Source organism: Citricoccus muralis (assembly GCF_029637705.1).
Taxonomy (GTDB): domain Bacteria; phylum Actinomycetota; class Actinomycetes; order Actinomycetales; family Micrococcaceae; genus CmP2.
Genome location: NZ_CP121252.1, coordinates 13,868 through 37,029 on the forward strand (window position 1 = coordinate 13,868; position 23,162 = coordinate 37,029).

Genomic DNA, 23,162 nt, shown 5'->3' on the forward strand with positions numbered 1-23,162 from the left:
GCTCCCGAGCTCACATACTGACCGGGGAGGCCTGCGCCGCGGTCGCTGCCCGCTGCGTCGGGTCGTACGCCGCTGCTTCCCGGCCGACTCCGCTGCGCGGCGTGCGGTCCACCTCGTAGCGGGTTCGCGCGGCGTCGTGTCCGATCTTCTTGGCGACGAACTCTTCGCCCTCGATCGCCTGACCGTTGCGCTCGTAGTTGACCGGTCGCGTGTAGCCCTCGGCGACGAAGTTGTCGCCCTGGGTGAAGTTCGCGTGCGCGTGCTCGGCGGAACGTCCGAACATCACCAGGTGGTGGTAGGTCGTCTCGGTCTGAGTGAACGAGCCGTCGTCCTCGCGGCGGAAGTGTTCCTTGCCGATACGGGCGAAGAACCTGGCGTCTCCCTTTGCCGTCTCGGTGAGCAACGGCTCCGAGGCGATGAAGCCTGACAGCGATTCCTGGGTATGAATGGCCATGATGGCCTCCTCCTGAACTCGGGCGACCAACTGCGTGTGGTCGCTCTGTCAGGCAGGTGCGCCCGGGTCTCCCAGGCGTCGTCAGGAGGCGGGACGGCGACGCAGCAGTGCTTCGAGTTCGTCGCGATCGCTGCGGAGTTGCGCGGCGTCGGGCCGAGTTGGCCAGGCGCGCAGATCGGTGACGATGGGCGGCGCGGAGCGCAACATCGTGATGCCGGTGCCGAACGGCAGGGTGCGGATGCGGTCTGGCGGCAGGATCGGCACGCGGCGGATCGAGCGTTGGTTGGAGCGGGTGCCGTGGTCGCCGAGGGTCACGCTGTCGGTGTACTCGTCACGTTCGCCGATGAGGGTGGAGAGGTCTTGGAGGTCGCGGCTGTTGGATGCGCCGCCGAGGATGATCTTGACGATGCTGGCATCCCAGATCGCGCCGGCCTGGTGTTCGCTCCACTTGTCGCGCGCTTGGGCGAGGGATTGCAGGACCGGCATGGTCGTGATGCCGGTGCCGCCGCCTTCGGCCATGAGCGTCGGCAGTGACGGCAGTGGTGCGAGGTTTCCGATCTCATCAAGCGCGAGCAGTAGCGGCGGGTCGAGCCGTGCTCCGGGTGAGCGTGCGGCGAGTCGGCGGGCGGTTTCGATGAGGTCTTCGACGAATGCCGCGACCAGCGATGCGGAGGCTCCTGCTCCGGCTCCGGTGGCGAGTAGGTAGAGGGTTCCTTGCTCGGTGAGGAAGGTTTCGGGGTCGAAGCGTTCGTGTGGGCCTGGGGTGACGGCATCGAGCACGCGGGGGTCGGCGAGGGCTGCGAGGGCGAGGGAGACGCCTTGCCAGATGCTGTCGCGGGTCTTGGGGTCGGCGTCGATCATCGCGGCCAGTGAGTCGTCCCAGCCCATCGCCGCGTTCGGGTGGGAGTTGAGGATGGCGACGGCCTCGGATGCGGCGCTGGGGTCGAGGGTCCACCGGAAGAGCTCGGCGGGTGGGCGGCCGTCGAGCGCGGCGGCGTGCAGCAACGACTGGAGTGCGGTGCGGGTCTTGCCTTCCCAGAACCCGCCTGACTCGACCCCTCCGGCGGACAGTCCTGTGGCGGCGGCGAGTCCGTTGGCGCGGATCATCGCGGTCAGCGGATCGTCGCAGCCGCGAATGGGTGACCAGCGCAGCCCGGCGGGGATGCCTTCGGCGAGGTGTTGCGGGTCGAACACGGCGACTGGCCCGCCCTTGCGGCGTCGGGCGCGAAGCGTCGCGGTCAGGTTGTCGGGTCTCGTGCTGGTGGTGACGACTGCGCCGGGCGCGTCGAGGATCGCGTTGATGACGACGTGCAGGCCCTTTCCGGAGCGGGGTGGGCCGATCAGCAGGATCGAGTCTTCGACCGATGCCCAGACCTTCGTGCCACGACTGGCGCCGAGCAGGTAGCCGACATCCTGCGGTGCTGGTGACTCCAAGGAGGGCCGGAGCGTGGCGGCGCGGTGAAGCAGCGCCTTGGCGGATGCTGCGGTCTTGACTTCATGGCTGGTCGCGATCCCGGCCAGTCGGTGCGGGTCGGTCTCTGTCTTCCGTGTGTGTCGGCGCAGGACCATCCACACCCAGACGATCCCGGCGGCGAGTCCGCCGAGCAGCGCCGTGCTGACGAGCCAATAGACGACAGGATTGAGCCCGTCGGCACCGAGCGCGGTCGCCGGGTCGCCGGGGTTGAACAGCACGCCGATCCCTGCCGCTGCGCCGGCGTCGGGCTGGGGTGTGCCGGTGAGGAACGCGGCGACGCTGCCGGCGGCGCGGAGGACGAGAGCGATCCCGAACATGCCGATCAGGCCAATGAGGGCGGCGTTGGTGAGTTCGTCGCCCATGCCCGCGGCTTGCCGCTGGTTCATGTCAGCCGCCGCACCGCGAGCGTGCCCGAGATGCGCCCGAACAGGATGACCTCGTGTGTGCCGTCGGGAAGGTCGTCGAGGTCGATGAGCGCGCGGGCCTCTCCTGTTCCGGTGGCGTCGGTGTGGGAGACGATGGTCGCGACGGCGACGTCCTCGCCGGGCACGAACCCATCGGCGGTGACCTCCGCCAAGCGCGGCACCCGGCGGGCGTGACGACTCCGACGAGTCTCCGGCACAGGGTTCTCGGACGGGGCCACTGCGCGTCGAGGCTTGCGAGTGCGGAGGATGTCGGTGAACACACTCCCGTCGCTCTCGCGCACCTCGACTCGGACCGCGATCGTGCGGTCCTTGGTGATGGCATCCATGAGCGGCCCGAACGTCGCCCGCGTCCACGCACCCGCGTCCGGTGGTGGGAACGGTGTTCCATCGACTGTCGCGGCCAGCGTGCCGTCTTCGGCAACGGTCACGAGGACGTGCGGCAGCTCGACGGGCGCGGTCGCATCGTCGTCGTTCGGGCCGGATCGGCGCGTGCCGATGAGGTTCATCGGTGGCCTCCCGCTGCGCGGCTGCTGGTGTCGAACAGCGCGAGTTCGTCGGGGTGGAGCTGGTGCTGGCAGACGAAGCTCCTGGCCTTGATCCGCCACAGGCCTTGGCCGACGCCGAGGTTCGGCAAGAGCTGCTGCTCCGTGCCGGTCAGACCGAGCGCGGTCGCGGTCGGCCCGAGCTGGTCGGACTCCTGCCGGTACACGATCCGCGTCTCCGCATTCGCGAGTAGTGAGTTGGCGAGGGAGCGCATGGCGGAGCCTTGATCGCCCACGTTGTCGAGGTCGGTGAGCTTGTGGAAGATCAGCATGTTCGCGATCCCGTAGTGCCTGGCGAGTCGCCAGTGAGCATCCATCCGCCGCAACAGCGCCGGGTGGGACATGAGCCGCCATGCCTCGTCGTAGATCACCCACCGCTGCCCTCCGTTCGGGTCGAGCAGCGCGGATTCCATCCACGCCGACGAGCACGTCATCAACACCGAGATGAGGGTCGAGTTCTCGGTGACCCGCGAGAGGTCGAGCGAGATCATCGGCAACGACGGATCGAACGCGACCGTCGAAGGGCCGTCGAACAGCCCGGCCAGGTCACCTGCCACGAGGCGACGCAGCGCGTGACCGACGAGCCGGCCGTCCTCGGCCAGCCTGCCGTCGGCATCCGTGCTTGGGGCGAGGATGCGATCGACGACCATCGGCAGGATCGGTACGTCGTTCTCCCGCACCGTCTGGGTCAGGGCGATGTCGATCGCGGTGTGCTCCAACGGCGACAAACCCCGCGCGAGCACGGTCTCCGCGAGCGCGCCGATCAGGTCACGCCGCCGGGCCGCGACCGTGGAGGCCCACTGCTCATCCGAGAGTCCGCTGGGCCGGTGGCCTTCGTCGAGCGGGTTCAGGCGGGTGTTGAGGCCGTGCCCGAGGACGATGGCTCTGCCGCCGACGGCGTTGGCGACGGCGGTGTGTTCGCCCTTTGGATCGCCGGGCACGTACACGCGCCGCCCGAACGGCAACGACCGGGTGTAGAGCGACTTGGCCAGCGAGGACTTGCCGGAACCGACGATCCCGGCCAGCACCACGTTGGGTGCGGTGATGATGCCGCGCGCGTAAAGCACCCACGGGTCGTAGACGAAACTCCCGCCCGAGTACAGGTCCTGACCGACGAACACACCATCCGCGCCGAGCCCACCCTCAGCAACGAACGGATACGCACCCGCCAGCGTCGCCGATGTGTCCTGATGCCGCGTCAGATGGAACCGGCCCGGAGTGCGTAGTCGCGCAGCACCAGGCTCACCCGCCTTCGGCAAGTAGACCGTGGAGCGCCGCTCGGCACGCTCATCCTCGGCCTTCGCCTTCGCTGCGACGAGCGCGGTCTTTCGCTGCTCGGCGTGGAGCCTGGCCTCTGCCTTGCGGCGCTGCTTGCGGAGCTTCCGCCGCTCCTTCGACGGTGCCACCAGAACGGCGGTGTGCAGCCGCGCGCGATCGTCGGTCACCGCACCAGCCCCCGCGACTGCTTGACCGCCGTGATCTTCGCCGGCTCGAACCACGACCCATCCCGCTTCGCCGTCGGGAGGTCGCCCCGCTCCGGTGCACCCGGCGACGAGTACGACACCAGCAGCTCCGGCCCGGCCTGCGCCGGAGGGGGCTCGATCTGTTCGGCGTCCTGGGGCGCGGCCTCCGGGTCGGCGTAGCGGCGCAGCAGCGAGACGTAGCCGACGTGCGGGTTCACGACCAGCGCGTAGTCGCCCGAGATCGCCACGCGGTCGTTCGTGCCCTCGCCGGGCTCGTCGTAGACGTACCCGTTCTCCAGCGCGGCCTGTGTGGTCTCGTCGCCGTAGTCCCACTGCGCGAGGAAATCCACCGCATCGACATGCCCCAGCTCGCCGAGGATGCGCAACGGCCGGTCGGCCTCCTCGCCCTGGAGGAACACCACGCTGACCCACCGCGACGGCGCAGCCTCCTCCGTGGCGGGCTCGGGGTGCCAAGCGATCCGCCCTGCCGCGATGAACCCTTCCGCGAGCCTGTCGTAGGCGCGGTCGACGAGGCTCGCGGCCTGACGAAGCTCCTCCGCAGCAGCGAGCGCGTCTCGCACCCCTGCCTCGTGGCTTCCGGCGTCGTTGAAGGCGTGCGCGGCCTTGCGCTCGTGAGCATCGGCGATCTGGTCGAGTGCCTGTCGCAGCGAGCGCATCCCCGAGGACAGATTACCGATCACCCCATACATCTCGGCGGGCTGATCGAAGCCCCGGCTCGCGTGGGCCAGGCCACGCAAGGCCTCGGATGCCTCGGCGGCGTCAGCAGTGGAATCGAAGAACGTGGGCATGGTCGGCCTCCTCGCAAGTCTTGTGACGAGGAGGTGTGCTGCGATGACCCCCGGGCGCTGTCGGAGGTGGCTGACATACTTGATGGAGGCGTCGGAGGGAGGCACGAGGCAGTCACCGGCGAGAAGGAGAGCCGACATGGACGACCCGCGCGACGAGTCCGGTAGCGACGACGCCGTTGGCAGGCAGACCTCGGAAGATGGTCAGGTCAGGTCCGATGCACTTGAACTCGCAGCGTCCACGACCCTCGTCGAGGTGACGCCAGGCGTCGCAGTCGTATTCGGCGAAGTCCCCGACGGTCTTGAACTCATCAGCCTTGACATGGTGCCTTCCTTCGACCGCGCTCAGCTCTCCACCGCTCTCGGTTCCTTTGGCAACGCAGGCACGATCGTCGGGAACGTCGCAGAGGCTGTATCGAGCGCGCAAGGCCTCTTCCGCGTCAACGATGCGACGCTGTCTCTGCTGAAGAGCGGCGGTCAGATGGCCGCGAAGGACGGCGCCAAGCTCGGGGCGATCTTCAAGAACGGTGAACTGGTCGCGCAGGCGCGATTCATCCCCGCGTCGATGACGGCCGCCACGGCGATCGCAGCCATCGGCCCGGCCGTCGCCATGATCGCGCTCCAGATGCAGCTCGGTGAGATTTCGGGCCTCGTCCGCTCCAACATCCAGCTTACGACGCAGACGCTCAAGGCCATCCGAAACGAGCAATGGGCAGAGCTTGAAGGGCTGGCGGAGTCCGTCGATGAGGCAGTCAAGGAGACCCGCGAACTCGACGCCATCACAGACTCTGTCTGGGAGCCCATTGCTCCCAGTGGTCCCAACATCCGCAAGCAGTTGAAGCTATACCGCAAGAACGTGGCGGGCCATGTCCAGGAACTCGGGAAGTTGGACGGTCGTGCTCGCCGCCAGTACCTCGAATCCAATGCCGAAGCAATCGTCTTCGATACCTACGCGCTTCTCAGCTCGCTCAAGACTCACGCGGAGTACCAGGCTGTCCGGGCTGCCCTCGCCAGAACACGAAGCACCAACGACGAGAGCGAAGCGCAGCTCTTCGACCGGATCGCCCGGAACACTCCCGTCGAGATCGACGAGTCGCTCTCCGAAATCCGGTCGCTGACCGAGTCGCTCGTGCGTGAGTTGCGGATCATCGCCGAACTCCCCGGCCGCGCTACCGTGCCTCTCACGAAGAAGCGAAAGGACGCAAAGGCTTCTCAACTCACTTGTAGGCAGCTCCTCGAAGCGATCGACCCCTTGGCCAACATGCTCCAGCCAGCAGTCGAGATGCCAGCAGTACCAGCGGCGGTATGCGCACCTGAGGGGCTTGAACTCGATCCGTATCTGCATATCCTTCGGTGGTTCCTTGAGGACGGCGAGACGCTTCGCAGCGTGGCCTTCCCATACGAAATGGGAACTCACAACTTCGCTGGAGTCGTGCCGGCCATTCTCGCCAGAAGGGTTGATGCGACCTGGGACGCGCTCGCGCCAGGAAGAGCCAGTGCCATCGTTGAGAAGTTCGCGTCGAGCACGTTCGTAGCGGTGACTGACCGACGGATCGTCACCGCCAACCCAGGGAACTTCCTAAAGCGAGGCGAACTCGGCCCGATCTACTCCCTGGATGACGTGCGGAATGTACGCGGTCGCTCGCACCGGGGAGCGGGCGTCCGACCCACTATCGACGTGGCCACAGAGGAGCGCGATCTGCATTGGATGTTCCCCGACGCCGCGGAGCACGAGGACATCGACAGCCTGGCGGTGGCTCTCTCCGAAAGAACGCCCCGCGCAGTTTCGGCCCCGACAGGGATTGAAGGACTTGCCACAGCAGACTCCGCCATCGACGCCTAGAGATTGCGCGAGTGTAGGCATGAGTGAGCAGGAAGGCTTCCGGCCGACGGGTGGGCGGGCAAAGAGCGGCAAGTGCGCGCTGTGCGGGGCCCGGGCAAGGCTCACCAAGGCACACGTGCCACCGAGAGCTGCGTTCAACAATGGGAGCTTCTCTTGGGGCGGCACGACAGCAGGCAGCCGACTTGCCCACGGGCGTCCACGACTCGGTGGCGCCAGCCTGTACGCGCATTGCGAACCCTGCCGGGCAGCCACATCCCCTTGGGATGACGAGTACATTCGGTGGGCCTACACCTTCGCGGGCAACCTGCTCCACTCCCAGTGGAAGGGCGAGCGGACTCATATTGAAGGAAAGCTCAGCGAGGTTCGCCCGGGCCGATTCATCCGCTCCGCGCTCGCAGGCATGACAGCGTTGACTCCGAAACTCATCGATTCACACCCTGACCTGGTCTGGGCCGTGCGGCATGGAGTCGCAGCCCCAGCGCCCGAGGGCATCCGATTCTTGGCGGGGATCGCGCCTGACGGAGCGGCGGCGGTTCTTGAGGGAGCACACGAGGGCTTGGCCGTAAAGCTGTCGCGGGATGGCGGAAGGGACGATGAGTGGACGACAACGACCACACCGACAATCTCTGCCGTGATTCACTTCCCTCCGTTCAGCTTGCTGCTTGCGGATCGCCAGCTGGTGAGCGCTTTGCCACACGCCGACTGCACTGACTGGCTAGAACTCGGGGTCGATGACCTCGCAGACGTGTCCTTGGCGCTTCCCGTTGTTGATCTGCCACGAACTCCAGACGCGCCGGTTCCTGTTTCGATGCTTCGGTTCATCGAGGCGCGAGCCTGATCCTCTCTCTCTGCCGGAACGAAGTTGGGTCACACGGTGTCGGGAGGGGCTTACACCCGTCGGCAGAGCGGAAGTGCGGCGGCGCTGAACGCGGCAGCTTGCTGGCCGACGAGGAGCCGTGTCTCGCAGGAGGCCTGAATCGCTGCCTGCTCGATGGCGGCGACGGCGGCGTCGAGTTCCTCGATGGTGGGTGCGGAGACGGCGATGAGGCCGGTGTAGCGGAGGATGCCGTGTCCGGCGGTGAGGTCGGCTTCTTGCTGGAGCACGTCGTGGTACTCGGCGGTCTGGGAGGCGTCTTCGATCTGGCCGATCTTCGCGCGCTGGGCTTGGTCGGAGATGTGCTCGACCTTCTTCTTGCGGATGTCGCGTGCGGCCTGGTCGGAGCGCATCGGGGTGCAGATCAGCGAGAACGACCGTTGGATGCCGGTGGACAGCAGAACCGGAGACAGGAACCCCGGATACACCAGCGACCGCGGCCACTCGCTGACCCAGAGCACAGCGTGGTGAGCGGAGTCGGTTCGCAGCCTGCCCCAGGTCTCGGTGACCGCGACAGGCCCTGCGGTCGCGAGGGACTGGCCGAGCCTGCCGTGGCGTTCGAGGGTGGCGGCGATGGCGGGGTCGTAGGCGGAGCGCAGCATCACGGCGATCTGCCCGGGCGTCATCCATCCCGAGGGCGAGAGGTCGGCGGAGCGGAGCGCGGCGACGAGGGTGTTCATTTCCTGTCGCAGCACGGCGGCGGCACCGCGTATCCCGCCTCCGGCGGTCCTGATCTGACGGGCACTGGTCTTCATGTCCAGTGACAGCGAGAGCGTGGTGGCGTGGCGTTCGCCGGCGGGTCCGGCGCGGTCGATGAGTTCGGCGTAGGTGTCGGCCGCCCATGATCCGTCCGGGGTGCCGTGGGTGGCCCACCATTCGGCGAGTCCGGTGCCGGAGTCGGGGAGGGTGCGTTCGAGGACTTGCAGCGTCGCGATCCGCCCGGAGCGGCACACGGTGGCCAGGACGCGGCCCCAGGAGCTGACGCGGCGTTCCTGTTCGCCGGGATCGAGGAGCACGAACGCGGGATGGGTGACCTCACACACGACGGTCAAAGTTGCGGCGTGGGGGTCGTGGATCATCCCGGCGGTGGTGTCGGGGTCGGTGTATTCGCGCAGGCGGGCCATGTCGCCGGGCAGTGCGAGGGTGCCGACGGGACGCGGGGCGACGATTCTGCGCCGGTAGAGCAGTTGTCCGCCGGTGGTGCGCCATAGCCACCAGCAGGCGATGGGCAGCCACTCCACGATGGGCCGTCCTGCGATGGGTATCCAGGTCAGCGCGGCGGCGAGTACCCAGATGGGGGCGGTGTAGGCGAGCAGTATCCCGCCGCCTGCGTAGAACGTGCCGATGAGCGTGGCTCCGCCGATGGCGAGCGTGATGAGCTGGGTCAGCGACAGGCCGAGGAGGACACCGCGGCGGGTGAGGCGGGAGAACTTCACCGGCACGAGTTCGCCCGCGGTGGGCCGGTCGTGGTTCGTGCTGCTCATCGTCTACTCCTTCGGTGGGCGTGGCGCGGGCGGCGGGGGCTGTTTCGGCGGCGGTGACGGATCAGTGCTCGGCGGTCGTGGTGCCGGGCTCGACGACGGTGCCGCAGGTGCGGCTGCGGGCGGTGGCGGTGTCTGCGCGGCTGCGTCGGCGGCGTGCTCGCCCTGGGCTCCCAGCGCGGTTCCGGCCTTCGGCCCAGCGGTCGCGGCACCCTTGGCGACACTCGCCCCGACCACGACGCCCGCCGCGACGGGACCGGCCGCCGCTGCGCCACCCCCGCCTGCTGCGGCCCCTCCACCAGCGGCGGCGCCTCCGCCGCTCGCGACGGGTGCCGGTGTCGGGGTCTTCGGCGGTGGCGGTGCGCTACTTCCTCCACCGGAGCCTCCGCCCGCGCTACCGCCGCTGCTGGTTCCGTCGAGCACTTTCTTCGGATCGCCGCCGCCTTGCGGCTTGGTCGGGACGGGGATCGGCCGGTTGAGGGCGCTCTTGGCGTCCTGCTCGGAGCCGATCGCGTGGTACATGTCGAATCCGACGAACGCGATGAACTTGTACGTGAGATAGGGCGCGAATGCGGCCATCGCCATCAGCACGATCCCCGCGATGGGATCGCTGACCGAGGCGAGGTCGGCGTCGATCGGTGCGGAGACCTGGGTGATCGCGACGAGGAACATCACGACGAGCACGAGCTTTGAGCAGATCAGCGCGACGACGAACATCGCCCACTTCCCGATCCACCCCCGCGAGGCGTCCCAGGAGGCACCAGAGAAGGCGAGTGGCGCGAACACGACCGCGACGAGGAGGAGTGCCTTTCTGACGAGGAGAGACAGCCACACGATCGCGGCGGCGGTGATCGCGAGGCCGGCCATGAAGATCGTGATGATGGCGCCGACACCGGGGGAGGCGATGTTGATGCCGACCAGTCCTGCGGCGAGGAGGGCGATCTTGTCGCCCATCGACTCGGTGGTCTCTCCGGCGGCTTGCACGATCCCGATGCACAGCTGGTCGACGACTTCGAGCAGCAGTGCCGTCAACGTGATGACCACGAATGATCCCAGTACCGACTTGGCAAGCCCTAACGCGGCGCGGGTAAGGGCGGTGGGGTCGCGGCGAACCAGCCCGGTGATGAGTTGGAGGCAGAAGAAGATCAGCATCACGAATACCGCGATGCCGAACAGCAGGTTGTAGACAGCGATGTAGCCGGGCTTGGTGACATCCACCAGCGTCGTGGTGTCGAAGACCGACCAGACCGCCTCGAACAGCCACCCGGCGGCGGCACCCATCGCCTGCGCGAGCCAGTCGAACGGCGCCGCGACCAACGACGCGGCGCCTTCGCCGACGGCATCGCAGACCGAGGAGATCACGGGAACGTCGCACACGCCCATCACGAACACCAGCCCTCTCGACGACGGTGCGGGTCAGACGGACTGGCCGACGTTCCAGAAGAAGTTGATGAGCGTCACGCTCGCGCCGCAGATCACCGCCGCACCGCAGGAGACGAGGACGCCGATCTTCCCGCGCGAGGCGAGGTGCGGGTTCGACGAGTTCGCGCCGAAGCCCCACACGGTCGCGGACACGATCAGCGCGAGCACGCTGAGGATCAGGCCGATGGTCATCACCGCGCCGACGATGGTGCGCAGCTGGTTGATCCCCGGCAGGCCGTTGGTGTTGGGGTCGATGTTGATGTCCATCGGCACCAGCAGCGGCGCGGACATGACGTTGGCGAGCAGATCGAACACGGTAGGTCTCCTTGGCGACGGGCGACCCGCCCGCCGACTCGCAGACGGGGTACACGCGACAGGTGCACCCGTGACCCCGCCGATACACTTGGGTGATGGCATCCGAAGCGCAGACCGTCGTGTTCCTCCACGGCATTGGTGCTGGCCCCGGCTCCTGGAACACCCAGATCGCCGCACTCCCGGACGGATTCACCGGGTTCGCCCCGCGAATCGCCGGGCTCGCCGACGCCGATGGCGAGGGATTCTCGCTCACCGCTGCGGCTGCCGCTGTTCGCAATGAGCTTGATCGGCGAAGTGTCGGGCGGGCGCACCTCTGCGGGCTGTCGCTGGGCGGGATGGTCGCCACTCGGTTCGCTATCGACTATCCAGAACGGATCGCGTCGCTGGTGCTTTCTGGCAGTCAGGTCCACCCGAACCCGACACTAATGAAGGTGCAGAATGCGGTCATGCGGGTCCTTCCCGCCAGACTCGTCGCCCAACCCGGACTGAGTAAGCAGCAGATGCTCGCTGTGCTTCGTGCTGTCGGCGAAACGGATTTCCGCGCAGAGCTATCACGGATCGCCGCGCCAACCCTTGTGCTGTGCGGGCTGAGAGATCGCCCGAACCTCCCTGCCGCGAGAGAGCTCGCGGGCGGCATTGCCGCATCCGAACTGCAACTCGTGCCGGGTGCCGGCCACGAGTGGAATCTGCACCAGCCTGAAGAGTTCAACAGACGGCTCCGTGCCTTCTACATGAGCAAGAAGCGCTGACCTTCGGTCTGGCGCGGCCCATCCGAGCGCTCGGAGCACCGGGCATGACCACGCGGGCGACGGAACATCGCATCCATCTCCAGGAGTACCTGGGTCACGATGAACGGGGCTCAGAGTTGTTGGCCGAGGTTGAGTAGCCAGTTCATCCAGGCCACGCCGCCTCCGGCGAGGACGGCGGCACCGACGGCGACGAGCACACCGATTCGGCCCTTGCTGGCAGTGGCGTAGTTACCGTGGGCGGTCGCGATGGCCCAGACGATTGCGGAGACGATCAGCATGAGGACGGCGACGATGAGGACGAACGTCAGGAGCGCGCCGACCACGGCGCGGAGGTCGCCGATGCCGCCGAGCCCGTCGAAGTCGGGGAACACACCCATCGCCGATCACCCTGCTTTCACGGTGACGTGGAGGTGGTCGTAGTGGCCTCCGGTGATGGAGGCGGGGTCGTGCATCCCGCCGCCGTTGTAGGGTCGCCAGCCCTCGGCGTCGCGGGCGAGGGACCAGATTTGGCCTTGCCAGATCAGGTACTCGACGCCGAGCACGTCGGCGTTGTCCTTCATCCAGTTGGTGACCTTCCAGCCGGCGTCGAGCTGCGCCGGGGTGGGTCGCTGGCCGATCCGGTTGCCGAAGGTGATGTCGCACGCCCGCCCGAGCGGGTGCTCGGACTTGGTGCCGGGGCGCGGTGAGTAGCAGCCCCAGCCAGTGTCGGGGAACGCCGCAAGGGTCTGCTGGTAGAGGTGGAGCATTCGGGCGGTGATCTTGCCCGAGCTGGTGGGATCGTCGACGAGCCGGTCGGGGTCTCCATCGACGCCGGTCGGCGTGCCCACAGCGGTGGTGTTGCAGGAGGCGGGTGATCCGCTGGTTGCCGTCGGCAGGTTCGCGGCCCCGTGATCGTTGAGCCAGGCGGCGGCGTCGATGGCCTCACCAGTCGTGCCGCCGGGCCGGACCTCGAAGTGCAGATGTGCGCCGGTGCTCATGCCCGAGGAGCCGACATCACCGATGTGCTGCCCGGCGCTCACACGGTCTCCGCGGCGGACGTGGATGCCGCCCTGCCACATGTGCGCGTAGGCGGTCGCGGCAGTATTGCCGTCGATAGTGTGCTCGATGACGATGAGACCGCCGTACCCGCCTGAGAACTCCGCGACGGTGACAGTGCCGTACGCGGCGGCGAGGATCGGCGTGCCATCGGGGGCAGCGAAGTCGGTGCCGGTGTGCAGCTTCCGTTCGCCCGTGATCGGGTGCACCCGCATCCCGAACGGCGAGGTCAGCACCCAGGTGCCCTCGGGCAGCGGGAACACCACCCGCGACGACGAGACCGCCGGGCCACCAACGCCAACCGGAGCGCTGCCGACGTTGGTGAGGGCGGCGAGGATGCTCTCGGCAACAGGCGCGTAGTTGCGGTAGCGGTCAGGGTAGGCGGACACCTCGACGGCTTGGGCGGCTTCGCCGGGGTCCATCTGCTGCCAGCCGGGGATGTCGAGCAGGCCACGCGGCGAGGGGTAGTTCGGCCCGGTCGGCCCGCCGAAGAACGCCCGCGCCTGATAGTTCGAGTCCATCAACTCTGCGGCAGTGCCCCACCCGGATTGGGGGCGCATCTGGAACAGGCCGAGGGAGTCGTGGTCGCCGCCGTTGCCGTCGTTCGGATAGTTCGCCGACTCGGGGTAGGCGCTGGTGTTGGTGAGCATCCGCAGCGTGGACTCGGTGAGCGCGGCCATCAGCGCGATCTTGATTCCCGGCCTGCCCACGTCGGTGATGCCGTTGCCGACGGCGATGATCGTTGCCGCGTGCGTGAGCTGGTGACGGTTCAGGGTGAAGGTCTCGCCGTTCGCGGTGGTCACGGTGAGCGAGTCCGGGATCGGGCCAAGGTTCACGGTCCCGGCGGGGGTGGCGCAGTAGGCGGCAGCGGGGTTCATCAGCACCCCGACGCCGAGGAGCGCGGCGGCGGGGGCGAAGAACAGCAGCGCCAGGGCTGCGATGGCGGCTTTGCGGAACACGGATGCCAACCCCTTCAGCGCAGCGGGTTGTCGAGCTGCGACAGCCGCAGCAGATGGCAGGTCGGATAGGTCGGGGCGCAGACGACGAACACGGTGAACGCGACCGGATGCTCGCTGGTGACCGGTTGCCCGTTCCAGACCCCGGCACGATGGCGGGTTCCCTCGATCGTGACGGCCGTAGTTCCTGCCGCGAGCTGCCCTGGCTGGGCCTGCGCGACGGCGTCGGCCCAGGCGTCGGGGACGTACGCGGTGTCGATGGTGAGGTGCTGCCGGGTGGCGTATTGCCGCAGCTCGATCCAGGCGTCACGGGTCGGCAGGTACGCGGCCACATCGGAGGCGAGCCCGGCTTGCTCGTCTCCGCTGGGGTCACCGACCGCGAGGATCGCCGAGGTGTAGTCCAGCGGCCACAGGCCCGAAGCCGTGTCCCACGCGAACAGCGTGGACGCGACGCCCTGCGCGAACGTCTCGGGATCGGCCGAACGCGGAACCGCTGGAACCCGCGGCGGTCGCGGTGTGCTCGGTGCCACGGTCGGCGGAGCGGTCGTGGTCGGGCCGGGCTCCGAGGCAGGGTCGGGGCTGGTGCTGCGGCTGGGGCCGGTGAGGAGTCCGTAGACACCGACCCCTGCCAGCAGCAGCAGGACGATGCCGGCGGCGATGAGGGCGACGAGTCGGCGACGGTTCCGGGCGTCGGTGGGTGCAGGGCTCATGCCGAGCAGGTGCGCACCCGGCACCTGTGCCCGTGGTCAGAGCGCGCGGAGTCGTGGGCGCTCGGCGGCGCCGTCGCGGGCGGCTCGGAGGGCGTCGGCGAACCGGACGGTGCCGTCGGCGGTGGTGAGGAAGTTCTCGAACTGCTCGTCGGTCAGTTCGGCTGCGAGGGTGTCGGCGTCGTAGTGGGTCCACCAGTTCGTCAGCTCGCCCCAGGTCTGCACGAACGCGCGCAGCGGGTAGCGGACGGGTTGCCCGTCGCCGGTGACGAGCGGCAGGGGGCGGGGCGGGGTGCGCTTGCCCTTCTTGATCGACTTCGCCTGGGCAACGGCTGCTTCGGCACGGGCGTGCATCTCTGCCTCGCGCCGCTCCCGCGCGGTGGTGTCGGCGTCGCGGATCGCCTGGTAGATCGGATGCACCGGGTCGCCGGCCTCGATCCGTTCCAGCCCGGCGGCAGCCTCGGCGCGCATGGTCTCTGGCTGGGTGGGGTTGTGGGCGATGTCTTCGAGGTAGCCGATCTTCTCCAGCGTCGTGTGTGACGCGCCGCCGGGAATCATCGCCGCCGCCTGTTCACGGGCCTTTCCGAGCGGCCCGTTTGACGGTGGTGCAAAGTTTGCACCACCGTCGTTTCCGGGCTGGTTCTCGCTGCTGAACTGGGTGGCGGACTTCCGGCGGGCGGCGTCTTCGGCCATGACCTGCTTGAGCTCGCGGTAGAGGCCGGCGGCTTCGAGCTGGGTGTAGGGCTTGTGGAGCATGTTGTCGTCCTGCTCGGCGAGGAGCTGCCCGAGCCGGTCGGACAGGCCGCTGCGCACCCACACGTTGACGGTGCGCCAGCCGAGCTTCTTGATCGCGGCCAGGCGTCGCGCCCCGCACACCAGCACCCCGTCGATGGTGATCGTGAGCGGTTGCAGCAGCCCGTCGCGGTCGATGGAGGCCGCGAGGGCGTCGATGTCGCCGAGGTCGGCGCGGTGCCGGGTACCGACGATGATCGAATCGACGGTGCGGTCGAGCTGGATGCTGCCGATCTGCGGGTCGGTCACGACGACTCACCGCCTCCACCGTTCGGCGCGGCGAGTGCGAGCGCAAGGATCAGGTCATCGTCGCGGAGCAGCAGGTCGAGGGTCTCGCCGAGCAGGAGCCGGAGCAGGACGCCTCGACCGCTGCTGGTGGCTACGTAGGCCGGGTGCGGGTTCCCGAGCAGCGCTTTCAGCAGCGCGGCCCAGGAGCGGCGCGGCAGGTCGAGCAATGCCCGCGCGTGCCGGTCGCGGTGCAGCGTCTCGTACGCGGACTGGCGGGTGCCGGCCTTCATCAACGCCCCGCAGACGTGCTCGACAGCGGCCCGCGCGGTGTCGGCGGGCCAGTCGAGCAGGCACAGCATCGCGATGGCATCCTCGGCCGCCGATCCAGCGGACATGCACGCCTGCGCCGACCCGAGTCCGTCGCGCGGCTCCGGTTCGAAGTCGCTGGGACGTAGGTCGGTGGTGTGGAACGCGGGATGATAGTCGGCCAGCGCAGTGTCGCGTTCGGAGAACCGTTCGGGGTCGTGGAACGCCGAGACGTGCGCGCGGCGGGCCTGATGCACCGAGCAGAGCAGGCCTTGGGCGCGTTCCTCGTAGACGCAGGTGATCCGCACGGCGTGGGTGATGATCGCCCACGGATCGTTTGCCTCGCGGGTCGACCGGTACTGCATCGCGTCGAACGCCGCCGTGACCGCTTCCCAGGTGTCGAGCTTGTGCTTCCTCGCGAGAGCGCGGTACTTGTCGGCGGCGAACTCCATCAGGTCGCGGGCCACCGGGTCGTGAACCCAGGCGTCCTCGCCGCCTTCGGCGAGGCGATTGAGCAGGGCGCGCAGGCCCTCGCCGGTGGTGAAGTCCTCAGCCCCGTAGTCCGTCGGCTCGGTCCTGGTGTTCGTGTTGGTGCGGGTTGGTGTGGTCATGGTGTCGGCACCTCCTGGCAGGCAGGTGCGCACTCGCTCCCACGAGCGCGTCTCGCATGCCGATGCCGTCGCAGCCATGACCTCTCACCGCCGTCAACTCATCGAGACCCCGGAGCGGGATGTCTGCGACGCCGGTGTGCTGCTGCGCCCGAACGCCGCGATCGAAGGCAACCGTCGGGCACGGTCCCCGAGACGACGGACTCCGGCCCCGAGCGGGGTGCGGGTGCGGCGTGCCAGTTCGGCCTGGAAGTCGAGGCCACGACCTGCCGCGTGCGCCGAATGGCGGGCGATCAGGTCGGTGGGGCGCACCCACTCCACGCCGCGCCCACGAACGAGCGCGTTCTGCTTGTCGTCGCGGGCGACCTGCGCGGCCCGAACCGCCTCCGGCGTACTCGCCGCCTCGACGGCCTCCGCGCGCTCCCTCGGCACCTCGGGCATCAGTCTCGCCGGATCGGGCCTGGCCGGGTCGTTGTGCTGCGGGTTGTCGGTGGTGTTCATGGGGTCGTCTCCTCCCGCTCGTCGGCGGTATCGGTTGTGTCAGTGAGGTGCGCGACGGCGAACCAGCGGCCCACGGTCGAGGGATGCACCCCGAGTTCACGGGCGATACGCTTGTTCGACCAGCCCGCCTCTCGCAGCTCCCACCCCAGCGCCCGCCGATCCGCCACACCGTCGTCGCGACGGCCAGCCTCCGTCTCGCCGGACGGCAGCGCGGGCATCGACTCCGCAGTGGTCGTCGAGAACGACACGGCGTCGGCAGGTTCGTTGTCGGGGTCTGTGGTGCGGGTGAGGATCACGGTCAGGTGCGTGATGGCCAGCAGCACGACGGGCGGCACCGCTGCGACCGAGGCCGCAAGCATCCTGGGAACGTCGGCGTCTGCGGCTACGACGGCGTGAATGGCGTTCGCCGTCACCGACACGAGCGCGCCGCCGACCAGCAGCGCCCACGGATACCAGGCCGAGCGCTGCCCGGCGAGGGCGACGACGGCGACCGTGGCGACGACGATGATGCCGTCCACGATCAGCGGCCACGCCCACGCCTGCCCCGCCCCGATCCCGGAGCGAGCGGCCAGATCGGCCAGCGACGTGAAGGACAGCCAGAACGCCCCGGCGGCGATGAACACCGTCCCCGCGACCGCCGTCATAGCGGCCCAGCGCCGCCCCTGCTGTTCGCGCATCACAGCCCTGCCCTCCCGAAAGCTGCGGACGGTGGGCTTGTCGTGCGACCGAACCACCGACCCGCACTCTGGGCTCGGCCGTCTGGCGTGGCCTCGGGTGGGTGTTGGGTGGCTCGGTAGGCGGAGCGGACGGTCGTGGTGATCTCGCGATCGCCCAGACCCGCCGAGTGTGCCGCAGCGCCCAGAGCGTCGAGTGCGTCGGCGGGCGAGACGCCGTTCTCGGCGAGGCGGCAGGCGGCCCAGAACAGGCTTCGGTTCCGCTCGCCCTCACCTCGCCCGGCGACCCACGCCGCCAGCCGCTCAGAATCCACGACCATCGAGGTGCCGTTGCTGGGACGTGGTGGAGCGATGGGGCGGGGGTCGAGGAAATTCCGCAGACGGGCCGCGTCGATGGTGCCGACCGAGTGCGTGGCGATGTCGGCGACCTCGTAGCGGCGGACGTGGCCGTCGATGATGCGTCGGGAGGGCGGAGCGATGATGTAGCCGCCGTCGCCCCGGAAATCGACACCAGCGGTGGCTGCCTGCCACGACCGCTGCTCGCCGCCTGGTGTCGCCGGGAAGTACACGTGCGTGCCACCGGTGGGGGTGCGCACCAGCAGACCCGCTCCATCGACGAGCCCCGCGTCGGTGGCACGCTGGTACGCCGCGCGACCGTCCTGGCCGCCGTGGACATCGACATCGACGACGACCACGCCCGATGCCGCGCCCGTCGGGATGCCGATATTCGCATTCGGTGTGCGCGACCACCACCCCGCCACTTGCTCCGGGGCGGTGCTCGCGTCGAGGAACCCGCGGCGAGTCAGCGGACGCTTCCCCTCGACCAGGCATGGGAACACGGGCACGCCAGCCGCCGCGAGGCTCCGCGCCGCGAACGCCAGGCTCGGCGAACCATCCACGCGGATGAGCGCCGCCAGGACATCGAAGGGCTCGGGCATCACAGCCCCCGCCCTGCTAGCTCGGGCACCGGGGCAACACGCGAGCGATCCACCTCCACCGCAGGCGCTGCCGTGCGGGAGGTGCGCGGACGGGGGGTGTCGCGGTCGAGGCCGGGCGGGGTGCCGTCGCCGACCTGGAGCGTGTCGAGCTGGTCGAGGATCGCCAGCGCGGTCTTCCGCACCCGTTCGCCGGTGGCCTGCACCACCTGGACGGGCTCTTGGCCGTCCACGCGGGCGGCCCAGGTCGAGACGTACGGGATCGTGTAGCCGGCGGTGTCCATGCCGTGCGCGGCACCGATCATCAGCGCGACGGACTCGGCTTCGACCTCGCGGATGCCGCGATGCTGCCGCGCCTCATCGTCGTCGGGATCGTGCATCACAACGTGCGCCAGCTCGTGCGCGAGGGTCTTGACCTGCGCGGCAGGGTCCATGTTCTCCCGCACCGCGACCGTGCGCGCCTCGTAATCGGTCATGCCGTTCGCGCCGGAGATCATCCCCTCGTGCGGCACCCGCAGCACCTCGAACCCCGCGCCGCGAATCTGCCCGGCCAGCCCCTCCCACAGCCCCGAAGGTGCTTCGCCTTCGAGCAGCGTCGGCGTGGGCGGCATCGGCAGTGGCTCGCCGTCGGTCTGTGAGGCATCCCACACGTAGGCCGGCCGCACTCCGACCATCCGCGAGCGCACCACCTCGTTGACCTTCTGCTTCTCGCGCGGCCCCAAGCGGCGCCAGGAGTTCGGATCGGCAGGATGGGAGGACGCGAACCGGCCCGTCACCGGCGCGAAGATCATGTAGCCCGGCTGACCCTTCATCACCTGCCGCCCAAGCCCTTGCCACTGCCGGTACCCGGCAACCAGAGTCGGGAAGGGTTCAGGCACCCGGCCTGCCTCGAACGCGGCCTCGTGCTGCACCCAGATCAGCATCGTGTTGTTGAACGACCGCGACCGGAACCGTGCCGCGAAGGCGAGCGCTTGCCGCCAGTCATCACCCGAGACCAGCGACTCGACCGCGCCAGTCAGCTTCTCGTGCAGCTCGTCGAGCTTCGCCTCTCGCGCCGCGCGGGCGTCCTCGTTCGATGCCATGCTCCGGTCTCCTCTTCGGCGGGCCGCGCCAAGGTTGCGCGCGGCGGTACACCTGACAGGTAGGCGCGAACACCCGCGCCCGAACCGTGAGCTGGACATCGTTCACCCCCTCGAGGCAGCCCGAGCCGAGACCGAAACCGAGCATTGAGCATGCTCAAAGTGTCCCGGAGTCCTGTTCTAACATCGACCGTTGAGCATGCGCAAGCTTGATTTGTGCATGCTCAACGAGTACGGTTGAGCATGCACAACCACCCTCCGGGTGGACTACATCGATGCCTTGCCCGTCGCGAAGGGAAGGGGGTCACCGTCATGACCGAAGACGAGAGTCAGGCTGCGGCCGAAGACCTCGCCAAACGTCTGCGGCTCCTGATGGATGTCGCCGTCGCCGAGTCCGGCACGGAACCGACCTACTCGCAGATCGCAGGCTACCTCCAAGAGCGAGGCACCAACCTGTCGCGGTCGCGCTGGACGTACATGGTCAACGGCCACCGTTACGTCCAAGACCCCGCCGTCTTCGAGGGGCTCGCCGCGTTCTTCGACGTGGACGCGGCGTTCCTGCTCGGCGAGGACGGTGCCGCTACGCCCGAGAAGGTCTCAGCACAGCTCGACCTGGTTCGGTCCATGCGTGCCGCGAAGGTGAAGTCCTATGCTGCCCGCACCCTCGGCGACATCTCGCCGAAAGCACTCCACGCCATCACCAAGTTCCTGGATGAGGAAATGACACCAACGCCTGAGCACTGACAGGTGTCGCGCAGGGCGAAGCCGATACCGGTCGCTGCTCCCCACTGAGAGGGGCGAACCGTGAACATAGAACAGGCCGTATCGGCGGCCGTCGCGGGCCTTCAGCTCGGCAATACCTTCACCTTCGACGACCTCCTCCGCTCTGTCCAGGACCAGCGGCACCGCAGGCTCCGCGTCATCGAGCTCGCCGACCTCGACACGCACGACGGCCTCTGCGCGCTCTGGCTGGCCACTGATACCGACGACCTCGTGCTCCACGCCCGCACCGACTCGACACTCCACCGCCAACAGTTCGTCTTGCACGAGTTCGCGCACATGATCCTCGGCCACTGCGACGGAGAGGACTGCACAGCCGTGGACATGCTGCTGCCCAACATCCCGCCCCGCACACGCGGACGCCTGCTCCGGCGGCAAGACCTCGACAGCGAAACCGAAATCGCCGCCGAGTCCCTTGCCGACCAGCTCGCCGCCGGCATCCGAGGATCGGTGTTCGCCGAATCGGCCTTCTCGGAGATATTCGGATGATCCAGACGCTCGTCGCGATGCTCATGTGGGCGCTCGTGGCGAGCCTGCTCATCTTCCGCCGCAAACGCACCGACCGAAGCATCACCTACGCCGCGCTCACCATCGCCATCGCGATGACGCTGAACGTCGATGGAATCTACACGGCCGTCGATCCGCTCCTCGGCGGAACGAACCTCGCAACACTGCTCGCGGACGCGCTGCTGATGACCGGACTGTTCTTCCTCGGACGGGGCGTCATGAAGTCCGGCGAGTACCGGCCCGCGCTCGTCCGCGCCGCCGTGAGCGCACCCATGCTCGTGATCTCGCTCTCCGCGATCGCCGTAACGTTCCTGTTCATCGACCGCGGCCCGACGACCACGCAGTTCATGAGCGACCTCGGCGCTCAACCCGCGACGGCTGCCTACTCGATCATCACCTTCGTCTATGGCGGCATCGTCATCGCCGCGATGCTCACCCTCGCCGCCCGGCGATACCGGCACAGCGCCGGTGTCCAGCGCCTGCCCGCAGCGCTGCTGACGCTCGGGTCAGCTTTCGGCGTCGCCCTCTGCCTCGCTGTGATCGTCATGGACATCTCCCACGTCACCGGCCGACTCGGCCTCCTGCATGCCGTTCAGCCCGCCTACGGGCCGCTCTCGCTCCTGACGTTCCTATTCCTCTGCGCCGGGTTCGCCGCGCAACCCGCCGTCCGGCGCGCCCAGCACTACCTGCGCGACAAGCGCACAGCCGCCCTCGCGGCACAGTTGGAGTCACTCTGGAACCGAGCGACACAGGTGCGGCCCGGCCTGAGCCAAGCAGACCCGCTCGCCGCCAGCACGGAAGACCCCGAAGGGCGACTGCACCGGGTGATCGTCGAAATCCGCGATGCGATGATCGACCCCCGCATCACCTTCGACATCAGCGCCGAAGACCGCGCCCTGCTCGAACGAGCCGAGAGTCACCTCGTCGGAAACGACACCGCCGTCGCGACGACCTTGGCCGTTCCCAATGTCGAGGAGCGTGAATCGTGATCGGGCGCATCGCCCTCGGCGGCGGGATCGCGGCAGCAGCAGCCGGCGGGCTCGGGTGGGTAATCGCGCGGCGGCTCACCGCGCCCGCCGGGCCGCGCAGGTTCGACCTCCCCGCCCGAGGATTCGAGCACGACGACAACGGCGACCTGATCGTGCTCGACCGCACCGACCAGACCACCGCCGACGGAATCTACAACCTCTGGTTCGAGAACGGCGGCTGGGCGCAGCTCTCCACAGATGCCGTCGATCGCGGACCTGCTGGCATCGCTCGCAGGATCACCGGCTCTGCACCCGGCTTCACCCCGAAGACCGGGGATCGTGCCTCGTGGAGCGGGATCTACTACGCCACCCCGGCCGATGCCGGGCTCCACGCCCGCGACATCACCATCTCGACTCCCGCAGGACCATGCCCGGCCTGGCGCATCGACGGCGACCCTTCGACCTGGGCGATCCATGTCCACGGCCTCGGCAGCACCCGCGCCGGCACCCTGCGCGGCGTCCGCGCCGCAACCGAGCTCGGTTACACCTCCCTCGTGGTCAGCTATCGCAACACGGCAGAAGGGCCGCGAGTCGGCACCAGTCGAACAACCCTCGGCCACACCGAGACCGCCGAAGTTGACGAGGCCATCGGATACGCCGTCCGACGAGGAGCCGAACAGGTCGTGCTCTTCGGCTGGTCGATGGGTGCCGCAATCGCCCTCCAACTCGCCGACCGGCCTCGACACAAGGGGCTGATCGCCGCGCTCGTGCTCGACTCACCCGTCCTCAACTGGACCGAAGTCATCAAGACCAACTGCGCCCACAGCGGACTGCCCGCAGCAGCCGGGCACCTCGCGACCCCGTGGCTCACCCTCGCCCCACTGGCTCGGGCAGTCGGCCTGCCGGGCCGCATCCCACTCCGCTCCTTCGACCGGACCGCACGAGCCGCAGACATCACCACGCCGACCCTGATCCTCCACGGCAACCGAGACGACTCCGTGCCGATCCGGCTCTCACAAGCACTCCGAGACGCCCGCCCGGGCCTCGTCGAGCTGGAGACCTTCGACGCCGACCACACGCTCTCCTGGAACGCCGACCCCGACCGGTGGCACGAGACTGTGACCACCTGGCTCCGGTCGCGTGTCCCACGCTGATCGGCCGAGCGGAGCGGCCACCCTCCGCACCCATGTCGTTCGGCCACGCCCGGAGAAACCCAACTCAAGCCGTACTTCCGACGG

23 protein-coding genes are annotated in these 23,162 nt (G+C 68.6%); 6 read left to right on the plus strand and 17 right to left on the minus strand.

The features are described from left to right. Positions 1-10: 10 nt before the first annotated feature. The 5 genes from P8192_RS00075 to P8192_RS00095 all read right to left on the minus strand — a co-directional run bounded on the left by P8192_RS00075 (position 11) and on the right by P8192_RS00095 (position 5,167). Positions 11-454: a single-stranded DNA-binding protein gene (locus P8192_RS00075; RefSeq protein WP_278157681.1), complete on the minus strand. Its 444-nt coding sequence runs from the start codon at positions 452-454 to the stop codon at positions 11-13. Positions 455-535: 81 nt separating this feature from the next. Then, on the minus strand, positions 536-2,314 hold the full coding sequence (locus P8192_RS00080) for a type IV secretory system conjugative DNA transfer family protein (RefSeq protein WP_278157682.1): 1,779 nt from the start codon (positions 2,312-2,314) through the stop codon (positions 536-538). After that, complete coding sequence (locus P8192_RS00085; RefSeq protein ID WP_278157683.1) at positions 2,311-2,859, minus strand: hypothetical protein; 549 nt, start codon at positions 2,857-2,859, stop codon at positions 2,311-2,313. Before P8192_RS00085 ends, P8192_RS00080 begins: the two co-directional genes overlap by 4 nt. After that, positions 2,856-4,340, minus strand: a complete 1,485-nt coding sequence (locus tag P8192_RS00090; RefSeq protein WP_278157684.1) for an ATP-binding protein — start codon at positions 4,338-4,340, stop codon at positions 2,856-2,858. Before P8192_RS00090 ends, P8192_RS00085 begins: the two co-directional genes overlap by 4 nt. Further along, positions 4,337-5,167, minus strand: a complete 831-nt coding sequence (locus tag P8192_RS00095) for a hypothetical protein (RefSeq protein WP_278157685.1) — start codon at positions 5,165-5,167, stop codon at positions 4,337-4,339. The genes P8192_RS00090 and P8192_RS00095 overlap by 4 nt, the downstream gene beginning before the upstream one ends. 136 nt (positions 5,168-5,303) lie before the next feature. On the opposite strand from P8192_RS00095, the gene P8192_RS00100 reads away from it, so the two are divergent. Next, a complete protein-coding gene (locus tag P8192_RS00100; RefSeq protein ID WP_278157686.1) occupies positions 5,304-7,007 on the plus strand; it encodes a hypothetical protein in 1,704 nt (567 codons plus the stop codon). An 888-nt stretch (positions 7,008-7,895) separates the two neighbouring features. Here P8192_RS00100 and P8192_RS00105 read toward each other — a convergent pair. Genes P8192_RS00105 through P8192_RS00115 form a run of 3 tightly spaced genes read right to left on the minus strand, consistent with a single transcriptional unit; the run spans position 7,896 to position 11,075 of the window. Further along, entirely contained in the window at positions 7,896-9,365 is a 1,470-nt protein-coding gene (locus P8192_RS00105; RefSeq protein WP_278157687.1) for a PrgI family protein, read from the minus strand. Between the two features lie 3 nt (positions 9,366-9,368). Continuing rightward, positions 9,369-10,745 (minus strand): conjugal transfer protein TrbL, encoded by a 1,377-nt coding sequence (locus tag P8192_RS00110; RefSeq protein ID WP_278159856.1) that lies wholly within the window; start codon positions 10,743-10,745, stop codon positions 9,369-9,371. Positions 10,746-10,778: 33 nt separating this feature from the next. Further along, positions 10,779-11,075 carry a DUF6112 family protein gene (locus P8192_RS00115; RefSeq protein ID WP_431521186.1) on the minus strand — a complete coding sequence of 99 codons (297 nt, stop codon included), beginning with the start codon at positions 11,073-11,075 and terminating at the stop codon, positions 10,779-10,781. A 119-nt stretch (positions 11,076-11,194) separates the two neighbouring features. Here P8192_RS00115 and P8192_RS00120 point away from each other — a divergent pair, with 119 nt between their 5' ends. After that, positions 11,195-11,848 carry an alpha/beta fold hydrolase gene (locus tag P8192_RS00120; RefSeq protein ID WP_278157689.1) on the plus strand — a complete coding sequence of 218 codons (654 nt, stop codon included), beginning with the start codon at positions 11,195-11,197 and terminating at the stop codon, positions 11,846-11,848. Between the two features lie 110 nt (positions 11,849-11,958). On the opposite strand, the gene P8192_RS00125 is transcribed toward P8192_RS00120, so the two are convergent. The 9 genes from P8192_RS00125 to P8192_RS00165 all read right to left on the minus strand — a co-directional run bounded on the left by P8192_RS00125 (position 11,959) and on the right by P8192_RS00165 (position 19,672). Beyond that, positions 11,959-12,225, minus strand: coding sequence for a DUF6112 family protein (locus P8192_RS00125; protein ID WP_013601305.1), 267 nt, complete (start codon positions 12,223-12,225; stop codon positions 11,959-11,961). 6 nt (positions 12,226-12,231) lie between these two features. Further along, the gene (locus tag P8192_RS00130) at positions 12,232-13,842 is read right to left on the minus strand and encodes a M23 family metallopeptidase (protein ID WP_278157690.1); all 1,611 of its coding nucleotides are present in this window, start codon (positions 13,840-13,842) and stop codon (positions 12,232-12,234) included. A gap of 14 nt (positions 13,843-13,856) precedes the next feature. Continuing rightward, on the minus strand, positions 13,857-14,549 hold the full coding sequence (locus P8192_RS00135; protein ID WP_278157691.1) for a hypothetical protein: 693 nt from the start codon (positions 14,547-14,549) through the stop codon (positions 13,857-13,859). Between the two features lie 36 nt (positions 14,550-14,585). Continuing rightward, on the minus strand, positions 14,586-15,587 hold the full coding sequence (locus P8192_RS00140; protein WP_278157692.1) for a ParB N-terminal domain-containing protein: 1,002 nt from the start codon (positions 15,585-15,587) through the stop codon (positions 14,586-14,588). Continuing rightward, positions 15,584-16,483 carry a hypothetical protein gene (locus tag P8192_RS00145; RefSeq protein WP_278157693.1) on the minus strand — a complete coding sequence of 300 codons (900 nt, stop codon included), beginning with the start codon at positions 16,481-16,483 and terminating at the stop codon, positions 15,584-15,586. Before P8192_RS00145 ends, P8192_RS00140 begins: the two co-directional genes overlap by 4 nt. A 93-nt stretch (positions 16,484-16,576) precedes the next feature. Then, positions 16,577-16,981 (minus strand): hypothetical protein, encoded by a 405-nt coding sequence (locus P8192_RS00150; RefSeq protein ID WP_278157694.1) that lies wholly within the window; start codon positions 16,979-16,981, stop codon positions 16,577-16,579. Further along, entirely contained in the window at positions 16,978-17,658 is a 681-nt protein-coding gene (locus tag P8192_RS00155; RefSeq protein ID WP_278157695.1) for a DUF2637 domain-containing protein, read from the minus strand. Before P8192_RS00155 ends, P8192_RS00150 begins: the two co-directional genes overlap by 4 nt. Then, positions 17,658-18,593 carry a bifunctional DNA primase/polymerase gene (locus P8192_RS00160; RefSeq protein WP_278157696.1) on the minus strand — a complete coding sequence of 312 codons (936 nt, stop codon included), beginning with the start codon at positions 18,591-18,593 and terminating at the stop codon, positions 17,658-17,660. Before P8192_RS00160 ends, P8192_RS00155 begins: the two co-directional genes overlap by 1 nt. Beyond that, entirely contained in the window at positions 18,593-19,672 is a 1,080-nt protein-coding gene (locus P8192_RS00165; protein WP_278157697.1) for an ImmA/IrrE family metallo-endopeptidase, read from the minus strand. The genes P8192_RS00160 and P8192_RS00165 overlap by 1 nt, the downstream gene beginning before the upstream one ends. 309 nt (positions 19,673-19,981) lie before the next feature. Between P8192_RS00165 and P8192_RS00170 the strand changes: the two genes are divergently transcribed. Genes P8192_RS00170 through P8192_RS00185 form a run of 4 tightly spaced genes read left to right on the plus strand, consistent with a single transcriptional unit; the run spans position 19,982 to position 23,078 of the window. Then, positions 19,982-20,413, plus strand: a complete 432-nt coding sequence (locus P8192_RS00170; protein ID WP_144930915.1) for a hypothetical protein — start codon at positions 19,982-19,984, stop codon at positions 20,411-20,413. A 60-nt stretch (positions 20,414-20,473) separates the two neighbouring features. Beyond that, positions 20,474-20,938 (plus strand): hypothetical protein, encoded by a 465-nt coding sequence (locus P8192_RS00175; protein ID WP_278157698.1) that lies wholly within the window; start codon positions 20,474-20,476, stop codon positions 20,936-20,938. Beyond that, the gene (locus P8192_RS00180) at positions 20,935-21,945 is read left to right on the plus strand and encodes an MAB_1171c family putative transporter (protein ID WP_278157699.1); all 1,011 of its coding nucleotides are present in this window, start codon (positions 20,935-20,937) and stop codon (positions 21,943-21,945) included. Before P8192_RS00175 ends, P8192_RS00180 begins: the two co-directional genes overlap by 4 nt. Then, positions 21,942-23,078 (plus strand): alpha/beta hydrolase, encoded by a 1,137-nt coding sequence (locus P8192_RS00185; RefSeq protein WP_278157700.1) that lies wholly within the window; start codon positions 21,942-21,944, stop codon positions 23,076-23,078. The genes P8192_RS00180 and P8192_RS00185 overlap by 4 nt, the downstream gene beginning before the upstream one ends. Positions 23,079-23,162: the final 84 nt, after the last annotated feature.

Excerpts from the sequence above, each read along its gene's own strand:
- P8192_RS00075 (WP_278157681.1), bottom strand. The coding sequence starts at position 454 with ATGGCCATTCATACCCAGGAATCGCTGTCAGGCTTCATCGCCTCGGAG.
- P8192_RS00080 (WP_278157682.1), bottom strand. The coding sequence starts at position 2,314 with ATGAACCAGCGGCAAGCCGCGGGCATGGGCGACGAACTCACCAACGCC.
- P8192_RS00085 (WP_278157683.1), bottom strand. The coding sequence starts at position 2,859 with ATGAACCTCATCGGCACGCGCCGATCCGGCCCGAACGACGACGATGCG.
- P8192_RS00095 (WP_278157685.1), bottom strand. The coding sequence starts at position 5,167 with ATGCCCACGTTCTTCGATTCCACTGCTGACGCCGCCGAGGCATCCGAG.
- P8192_RS00100 (WP_278157686.1), top strand. The coding sequence starts at position 5,304 with ATGGACGACCCGCGCGACGAGTCCGGTAGCGACGACGCCGTTGGCAGG.
- P8192_RS00105 (WP_278157687.1), bottom strand. The coding sequence starts at position 9,365 with ATGAGCAGCACGAACCACGACCGGCCCACCGCGGGCGAACTCGTGCCG.
- P8192_RS00110 (WP_278159856.1), bottom strand. The coding sequence starts at position 10,745 with ATGGGCGTGTGCGACGTTCCCGTGATCTCCTCGGTCTGCGATGCCGTC.
- P8192_RS00115 (WP_431521186.1), bottom strand. The coding sequence starts at position 11,075 with ATGTCCGCGCCGCTGCTGGTGCCGATGGACATCAACATCGACCCCAAC.
- P8192_RS00120 (WP_278157689.1), top strand. The coding sequence starts at position 11,195 with ATGGCATCCGAAGCGCAGACCGTCGTGTTCCTCCACGGCATTGGTGCT.
- P8192_RS00125 (WP_013601305.1), bottom strand. The coding sequence starts at position 12,225 with ATGGGTGTGTTCCCCGACTTCGACGGGCTCGGCGGCATCGGCGACCTC.
- P8192_RS00135 (WP_278157691.1), bottom strand. The coding sequence starts at position 14,549 with ATGAGCCCTGCACCCACCGACGCCCGGAACCGTCGCCGACTCGTCGCC.
- P8192_RS00145 (WP_278157693.1), bottom strand. The coding sequence starts at position 16,483 with ATGACCACACCAACCCGCACCAACACGAACACCAGGACCGAGCCGACG.
- P8192_RS00150 (WP_278157694.1), bottom strand. The coding sequence starts at position 16,981 with ATGAACACCACCGACAACCCGCAGCACAACGACCCGGCCAGGCCCGAT.
- P8192_RS00155 (WP_278157695.1), bottom strand. The coding sequence starts at position 17,658 with ATGCGCGAACAGCAGGGGCGGCGCTGGGCCGCTATGACGGCGGTCGCG.
- P8192_RS00160 (WP_278157696.1), bottom strand. The coding sequence starts at position 18,593 with ATGCCCGAGCCCTTCGATGTCCTGGCGGCGCTCATCCGCGTGGATGGT.
- P8192_RS00165 (WP_278157697.1), bottom strand. The coding sequence starts at position 19,672 with ATGGCATCGAACGAGGACGCCCGCGCGGCGCGAGAGGCGAAGCTCGAC.
- P8192_RS00170 (WP_144930915.1), top strand. The coding sequence starts at position 19,982 with ATGACCGAAGACGAGAGTCAGGCTGCGGCCGAAGACCTCGCCAAACGT.
- P8192_RS00180 (WP_278157699.1), top strand. The coding sequence starts at position 20,935 with ATGATCCAGACGCTCGTCGCGATGCTCATGTGGGCGCTCGTGGCGAGC.